Origin of the sequence: Candidatus Methanodesulfokora washburnensis (genome assembly GCF_003947435.1) — an archaeon.
In the GTDB taxonomy this organism is placed as follows: domain Archaea; phylum Korarchaeota; class Korarchaeia; order Korarchaeales; family Korarchaeaceae; genus Methanodesulfokora; species Methanodesulfokora washburnensis.
This window is the reverse complement of sequence record NZ_RCOS01000064.1, coordinates 1-7375: the sequence shown is the minus strand read 5'-3', so window position 1 is coordinate 7375 and position 7375 is coordinate 1. Positions and strand designations below refer to the sequence as shown.

General features: G+C 43.9%; 7 protein-coding genes. 2 read left to right on the top strand and 5 right to left on the bottom strand.

Features of this window, described 5'->3' with window-relative positions; genetic code table 11:
* Positions 1-188: 188 nt before the first annotated feature.
* The gene (locus D6D85_RS04840) at positions 189-1280 is read right to left on the bottom strand and encodes a tyrosine-type recombinase/integrase (RefSeq protein ID WP_125670945.1); all 1092 of its coding nucleotides are present in this window, start codon (positions 1278-1280) and stop codon (positions 189-191) included.
* Between the two features lie 61 nt (positions 1281-1341).
* Here D6D85_RS04840 and D6D85_RS04835 point away from each other — a divergent pair, with 61 nt between their 5' ends.
* Positions 1342-1881 carry a hypothetical protein gene (locus tag D6D85_RS04835; protein WP_125670944.1) on the top strand — a complete coding sequence of 180 codons (540 nt, stop codon included), beginning with the start codon at positions 1342-1344 and terminating at the stop codon, positions 1879-1881.
* Here D6D85_RS04835 and D6D85_RS04830 read toward each other — a convergent pair.
* Both D6D85_RS04830 and D6D85_RS04825 read right to left on the bottom strand, forming a co-directional pair.
* The gene (locus D6D85_RS04830; RefSeq protein WP_125670943.1) at positions 1872-2102 is read right to left on the bottom strand and encodes a hypothetical protein; all 231 of its coding nucleotides are present in this window, start codon (positions 2100-2102) and stop codon (positions 1872-1874) included. The genes D6D85_RS04835 and D6D85_RS04830 overlap by 10 nt on opposite strands.
* Before the next feature lie 402 nt (positions 2103-2504).
* On the bottom strand, positions 2505-2885 hold the full coding sequence (locus tag D6D85_RS04825; protein ID WP_125670942.1) for a zinc ribbon domain-containing protein: 381 nt from the start codon (positions 2883-2885) through the stop codon (positions 2505-2507).
* A gap of 190 nt (positions 2886-3075) precedes the next feature.
* Between D6D85_RS04825 and D6D85_RS04820 the strand changes: the two genes are divergently transcribed.
* Positions 3076-4107, top strand: coding sequence for a hypothetical protein (locus D6D85_RS04820; RefSeq protein ID WP_125670941.1), 1032 nt, complete (start codon positions 3076-3078; stop codon positions 4105-4107).
* A 987-nt stretch (positions 4108-5094) separates the two neighbouring features.
* Here the strand turns inward: D6D85_RS04820 and D6D85_RS04815 are convergent.
* On the bottom strand, positions 5095-6837 hold the full coding sequence (locus tag D6D85_RS04815; protein WP_125670940.1) for a GmrSD restriction endonuclease domain-containing protein: 1743 nt from the start codon (positions 6835-6837) through the stop codon (positions 5095-5097).
* Between the two features lie 98 nt (positions 6838-6935).
* A partial coding sequence (locus D6D85_RS16130; RefSeq protein ID WP_161969692.1) for a hypothetical protein occupies positions 6936-7375 on the bottom strand: 440 nt, incomplete at its 5' end.

Genomic DNA, 7375 nt, shown 5'->3' with positions numbered 1-7375 from the left:
CCTTTATCTTGTACAGCCTTTTCCAGAGATCCTCCCTGATTTTCATCGACTTCCTTCCCATAATCTCACTGGGGATACAGTTGACCATGTCTCCTATAAAAACCCCTGTTTCATACTCAAAATCACACGTCTCATGACGAATAAATCAAGATAGAAAAACCCTGTGAACATTATTTTCCTCCCTTCTTTTAGCTTTTTGCCTGATCCATCACCTTCCTGTACATTCTTTCCACGTCCTCCTGCGTTATTCTGGTGTAGATCTGCGTATTCCCTATGTATTTGTGCCCCAGAATCTCCTGCACGGCCCTTAACTCAACTCCCTCCCTCACCAGATATGTGCCCAAGCTGTGCCTTAACATGTGCGGAGTGACCTTTACCCCAGCCTTTTCCCCGATTTTCCTCACTAAATAGGTCAGTCTGTATGGATTCTTCACTAAAAATACTCTATCTCCTTTGTTTCCCCATCTTGTCTTCAGCTTCCATCTTCCTAAAGCCAGAGCTGCTTCTTCATTGATGAACGCAATTCTTCCTTCTCCTGTCTTTCCCACATTGATAAGAAGCTTCCTTCCCCTTAAATCGACATCTCCCCATGTTAAATTCGCAGCCTCCCCTATCCTTATGCCAGATGAGTAAAGAACGCAGATCAAAGCATATTCCCTTTCTCCCATCTCCCTTGCTGCCTTTTTCACCTTCTCTATGTCCTCTTTTTCCAGAAAGCGGGGAAGAGGTCTTTCCCTCTTCACCTTTATGCCTAAAAAGGGATTTGGCAGGTTGAACATCGCACAGAACCTCCTTAAATTCCCGACATAGCTGGCAATAGTGCTCCTCTTTGCCCCTCTTTCCTCCTTTATCTTTGACAAAAAGAGCTCGGCATCCCTCCTGTCAGCCTCTTGGGGGGATTTCCCGATTGATTTCAGGAAGTAGAGCCATCTCCTTGCATGCTCCTTTGTCTGCTTCACCGTGTGTAAAGCATATAAACCGAGCATCCTTCTCCCAATTTCCTCCACCATACTCTCTATTTCCCTATCCCTTTGTTTGATTTCAGGCTGCAACAAGCCTTTCTCTATCAAAAATTTCCTGTAAGCGTTAAAGGCACATCTTAAGTTCTTCTTTGTCCTCTCACCAACATCTGCCCTTAAAAGAAAGAGATCCACATTCTCCTTTGTCAAAACTGAGTAACGAGAGAAAAAACGGCTCACAACATTCGCATAATATGTACTGCTGTATTTTTCCATGATCCATCTTCTGAACTCATCCTCGTTGTACTGAGAAGCGTACATTCCACAAAGTTATGGGAAAACTATCCGAAAAGTTTTTCTTTAACACTTTTTGAAATTTGTTATGGAAAGGATTATCATAGTTTTGCTCCTTGTTGCCGTTCTGGGCCTTTCCGTCTATGTTCTACACTTAAACGGGCAGTACAGCTGGCTGAAAGGGCAATATGATAATTTACTTCAGAGATACAAAGATCTGAATGCAAAATATGAGGATATGGCCAAAAGGGCAGAAAATGCGGAGAATCAGGCAAACACATATTCCCAGCAAATTCAGCAGTTGCAGCAACAGATCCAGAGCCTTCAACAGGAAAAACAGCAGCTGGAAAGCGAGCTAAATGTGTACAAGTCCCAGAGCTCAGGGATAAGCTGGACTGACTGGGACAGGCTGAACAAAGCGTATAACGAGCTTTCCTCAAAGCTTTACAAGCTTGAGCAGAGCTACAAAAAAGTGCTGAAGGCTTGGTGCTCCATCATGGATAACATGACAATCTACTGCCATTATTACCCTGAGGATCCCGATTGCCAGAAGTACGCTTCATCCGGCCAAGTCTCAGTTTTAGTGGGCCTCCTTCCAGCTGAATGCAGTCCTCCCTACTATCCGTAAAAAAGGAAAAAAGAGAAAGGATTTACCTTTTCCTCCTCCTCTTTTTCCTTGAGCTCCATGTAATCCCTATACCTCGTTATGAAGTCGAAAACGAGGAAGATCGTGAGGATTACGATCAGGGCTTTCTCCCACTTCCTCCTCTCCACGGGGATCCATCCATTGAAAGGTGATAAACCTTTCCTCAGGAGTGCACCACAATACACCACAACAGGATAGTGCACCACAATTGTGGTGATCTCCCATTATTTAAATTGAAATGTGGTGTCTTGTGGAGATAGCACCATAATATTATGGTGTCCTAGGCGGGGAGGGAGACAGAGATCTATATTTATAGAGACCGATCGGAGCCAAGGTATCACCATAATTTTGTGGTGTCCATCCGCCGAGCGACACCTAGTTTAATGTTTGATAGTATCGAGAGTCTTATGTCGACTATCGATATTCTCTATCGATATCGATAATTGATATCGAGCGTCAATATCGATAGTAGAGATCTCTCGCAGTTGGCCCTAGATTTGAATAAATGGAATATTCCTAGGTGGGCAGGTGCACTTCGCCTTCTCGGTTGCTGGTGTGATGCACACCGAGTGAGGTACTCCCGCCATAAAATAGGTAGATTTCTTCTACTCTTGAGCTCTTCCGCACTTAGGACAAAACTTAGCATCTCCTATATATGCCCCGCAGAACTTGCAATATCTCCCTACTGTAGCAGTCTGGGCTGAACTAATCTCCTCCTTAGGGGAGCTCTTTGCTCCCTTAAGCAAGCCTACAACAACTGCCACAACGCCTATTATTATTAAGATCTCGGAAAAGAGCACTACTGCCGCAGCTTTGCCACATTCCCTTTGGGCTGCTGGAGAAAGAAGTCTTCCCAGAACTCCAAAGGCCGATTTACAGAGGTTATCTATCTCGCGTATGGAGTAGCCTCCCGATATAGGGATCTCTGGGATGAGGATTCCTAGGATCACCAAGAGTACCCCGAGTGCGACAAGGCCCCTCCTCATACAGCACTGTCCTTAGCAGATAGATAAAAAGTTATTTGTGATAAAGTAGGTGGATATCGATTGTCGATATTTACTGTTGATATCGAGCATCGATATTGATCATAAATGCTACATCCCGCTCCAGATACCTAGGCACGATGCCAAAACATCAAGAAAAAATATTATTAAGGAAACCTGTAAACACTTTCTTATGAGCTTGGTGAAGGTAGCTGCCGGAATAGGTGCGGTTGTCGTCATTCTTCTGGCTGTTCTGGTTCTATACACAGCGACCAAGCCCTCTCTCACGGTCAAGTCCGTTGAAGTGACCGATGTCGAGTCCAAGCCCCCAGAGGTACTGGGGCTCCATTACCCTGCCATAAGGATCCTCTTCAAGACCGACAAGTACCCCGTCAAGTTCTACCTCATGACGCCGGAAGGGGACATGATAAACTCGTATGAGGCAAAGCTTCCGGAGGAGACCGCTTACCTGGCTATCGGCAAGCCTTGGGAGAATATAGTCGGGTCGAGGAGCTATGTGGTTAAGGCCTTCATCGAGGAAAAGGAGGTGTTCAGGAGGGAGGTCAATGTGAAGGGGCTGAGCGGGAGTGCCAGGGTACTGAACGTGTCGATAGGGACGGAGCTTTATCCCAACCTCAGCGGCGTTAAAAGTATACCGGAGCCCGTGATAAATAAGATCTTAATAGAGGTGGAGAATTCGGGGGACGTGCCGCTTTACCTCAGTTCCTCAGTTCTCAGTGCGGACGGCAATCCTCTTGTCTTCAAGCCGTCAAAGGTAGCCATAATGCCGGGGAGCAGGGAGAAGGTCGAGCTGTCGATCCCGTGGGTCATATACCTTGATAAGAGACACGTATTTACGGTCTCGATTCCAGGAATCGGGAATTCTTCATACACAGCTGAGCCCCTGAGACCAGAGGTTAGGGTGGAGAGTGTCGGGCTGAGGCCCAACTATATCCCTGGATTACGGAACGCCCCTCCTGTTGGCTACTTCCTGGACAATGTCACGATAACCGTTAGAAACACGGAAGCGTATCCGATATCTTTCCTCCATAATTTCGAGGTATACGTCGGCGATAAGAAGGCTATAGTCTTTCCACCAGATATCTTCCTGAACCCTGGGGAGGAGAGGACTCTGACGATAACATGTGACCTCTACGTGGAGAAGAAGCCATCCGAGGTCAGGGTTAAGCTCTACGGGACTGAAGTCGCATATCAGGTTCCGTAGGAGTGAAAGGCTTCTGGGAGAACTTTCTATCCTTTTTTGGACAAATTACTATATTTATGATGTAAATATTCATACGTATAAGTAAAGTTTCTGGAGTAACGCTAAGTTAATATTTGATAGGAGATATCGAGAGTAGGCATTTATTATCGATATTTCCTGTTGATATTGATGCTCGATCTCGATCATCGATATTGATCATAAATGCTACATCCTGCCCCAAAATCTGAATAAATGGAATATTATCGGAAGGACGGGATCGCCGGGTTCGTGATCTCAATCCCGTCCACAATCCCGTCCTCCATGAAATATTTTATTTATGGATTTTATATGTAGAAAAGCACGTTCTCCTCTTTTTCCACCTGATTATCCGGCATCATTTAGGTAAAGGAAGCAGGAGGATCAGGCTTAAGGCTCCTGCGAGCGGAGCGAGCACTCTTCTTTTCCTTTTATTTTAGTATAATATTTCTGGGAGGACGGCTTGGACAACTTTTTTCCGACTTATTAGCTCCCCAATTTAATATATAGTTATATAAAGAGGCATAATGGGGTATAATAAAGGCGGAAAAATGTGGTCCATCCTGTCCTTCCGGAAATATTTCGTTAAATTGTAGGTGAGGGAGCTTCTCCTCCCGTATCCTGAGCTTTGCCCATATCTCCCCTTTTATGAAAAAGGAGGCGGTTCGGGGCGGAATCAAATCCTTTAACAGTGAACAAAAAGAGGAGAGGAGCTGGAGGAGAAATAATTCCTTACAAATAGAATATTACACTGAGGACGGGATGGACAAGGGCAAGTTGTCCAATCCTGTCCATCCTGCCCTTCGTAGTATAGCCATCTATTCCTTTACTTCTAAACTTGCATAAAAATTAAAGTAAATATTGATTATCGATATCGACAGTAGATATCGAGCATTCTTATCGATATAGCCATAAGAGGATAGACTAGATGCAGCTCTTGATATCCAAGCTCCTGTCATGTATTGATTCCCATCATGTGAACCCTTTAACAGGCTCGACTAACCTTTCTATTTCCCTTATAATGAGCTCCTTCCGCTTCTTGATGAATCCATCGAAATCATCCCTCATAAACTCATCTGGTGGTATTAGATGTCCCTTCAAGTCTTCGATTATTTCCCTGTTATATTCCATAATATCCCTTATGTATGTGGAAGGCATGCCATCCCCTATTTTCCTATTGGTTTCACTTCCCAAGAGAGTTTTGTTTAAAATGGAGTCCCTCAACTTCTTATTTTCCTCCTTAACCCATTTTTTCGGGAATAGATGGTGTACATTTACCTCTCTTGGTTTGTCTGAGATCAGCACACCTATTGATTTTCCGGTAAGGAAGTCCTTTGCCCCCCTCTTGATTATTATATTAAGAATTCCGGTGAATCTTGCACCGCGAGTTACTTCTTCTAGGTCTATGAATCTGATATCAAACTCCCTGATTGCCTCAGGTATCTTCCTGTCGTCATTAATCCACTCTATTATCTCATTTATATCCGTCTTGGATTTTGTATCCGTTCCAGAATCATATCTTTCAGAGAACACGCTGGCCCAGTACCACCTTTCGAGCTTTCTATATGCAGCTTTCCTTCTCTCCGGTGGCAGTTTATTCTCAATAAAGTCCATTGCTAATGAGAAGGGAACGAGAATGGTGGAATAGGGCAGATACCTCAGCGATGGACAGCCATAATTTCCCTTAAGCATATTCAGGCTTCTGTGCAAGAATTCGGCACACTTATCCCAATATTTTTCAATATCCTCTGATGTCAGATTATTCAGGAGGTTTTTCCTCTTGCACTCCAATGATTTGTCGTTTTCCTCAATGGATTTCTTGAGCAGTATAGCCTTGAGGATCAGGATAGCAAGCGAGTTATCCTTTTCATCCTTTGTGAACGATTTTATCGAGTCATAATCCTTCTTTGTCTTTTCCCACTTGTTCCTCAAGTTCATAGTGCCATAGAATTTAGCAGTTAATATCTCGAATATGTTGAGGGGTAACCCTGTGGTGTTCAGCTTTTCAAAGATAGTTGCTACGGCATCTAAATCCCTGTATTCTAACTTAATTACATGGAGTTTATAGTTTTTCAAGTTATGAATTGGTTTACCTTTACTTAAGAATTCTTTGTTGAATGATGCCATTTTGGTGGCTTCGTCAGCATTCCCCGAACCCTCCTTACTGGGCCAGTATTTCATATAGCCTCTTATCCAATCATGTAGCTTATCACTTAAGATAATGTTGAGGGGCAGCAGGTGATTTTTCATCTGCTCCTCCGGTTGATCCAGTCTTTTCCTTTGTATATCTTTTTTACTATAAGATTTTACACAATCATCTATCTTTTTATTTTGGATTTCATTGAGGTCCAAGAAGAATTTGATCTCTCTATTACCTTTGGTTTTAACAAACTCCTTGTAGAACAGCTGATACAGGGAAGTTAACCTCTGTTGTCCATCTAAGACGAGATACTCTTCACTGCTTAACTCTTCTTTGTCTTTATCCACGCCTTCAAATAGTCTGCTTGCTAATCTATTCTCTTTCCCCACTCCCCTTACATCCCAAAAGAGCAGAACGCCTATCGGGTATCCATTTAAAAGAGAGATTATCAGCTCGGTTATATTGCTTCTCTCCCATCTAAAGTCCCGCTGAAAATTAGGTAGCCTTATCTTGCCGTTTTCGATATCCTCAAGTACACCACTCATATCAAGGGAAGAATAGCCAACATCTTCCATAACTAATATTCCCAAAGAACACCTTAAAAGTCTAATGTAAATGAGTTGAAAGTAAGTTGAAAAATTCCGTCCATCCTGCCCTCTCGATAATATTTTATTTATTCGATACCTCTCCTGAACTCAGAGTAGTCGTTGGGTAGCTTGTCCCTGGCTATCCCTATCCCAGCGTAGTACCTCCTGGATCCCGACTTCCTGACAGGATATCCCATCTCCTCCATCCTCTTGGTGAAGGTCTTCTTCCCAGCCTTATCCAGATCCTCCAGATCTGCGAACTTCACGTACAGCTGGTAAAGCTCGTCCTTATCTGCTCCCTTATCGCTCTCCTCCAGCCATCCCTGCTCCATCCCTGTCTTCACAAAGTTGTAGACCGAGTCCGCCTCCCTAAGCCACCTCTCCTTTATGGATCCCTCCTCCTCTTGGAAGCTGAACCTCCCCTCGACCATCACATGCTTCACCGCAAGAAGGGAGTAGCTCAGGATCTTCGGGGCTTCTTTGGGAAGAATATCGTTTAATATGGCCCTCTTTATCCCCTCGTTCT

Excerpts from the sequence above, each read along its gene's own strand:
- D6D85_RS04840 (WP_125670945.1), bottom strand. The coding sequence starts at position 1,280 with ATGTACGCTTCTCAGTACAACGAGGATGAGTTCAGAAGATGGATCATG.
- D6D85_RS04835 (WP_125670944.1), top strand. The coding sequence starts at position 1,342 with ATGGAAAGGATTATCATAGTTTTGCTCCTTGTTGCCGTTCTGGGCCTT.
- D6D85_RS04825 (WP_125670942.1), bottom strand. The coding sequence starts at position 2,885 with ATGAGGAGGGGCCTTGTCGCACTCGGGGTACTCTTGGTGATCCTAGGA.
- D6D85_RS04820 (WP_125670941.1), top strand. The coding sequence starts at position 3,076 with ATGAGCTTGGTGAAGGTAGCTGCCGGAATAGGTGCGGTTGTCGTCATT.
- D6D85_RS04815 (WP_125670940.1), bottom strand. The coding sequence starts at position 6,837 with ATGGAAGATGTTGGCTATTCTTCCCTTGATATGAGTGGTGTACTTGAG.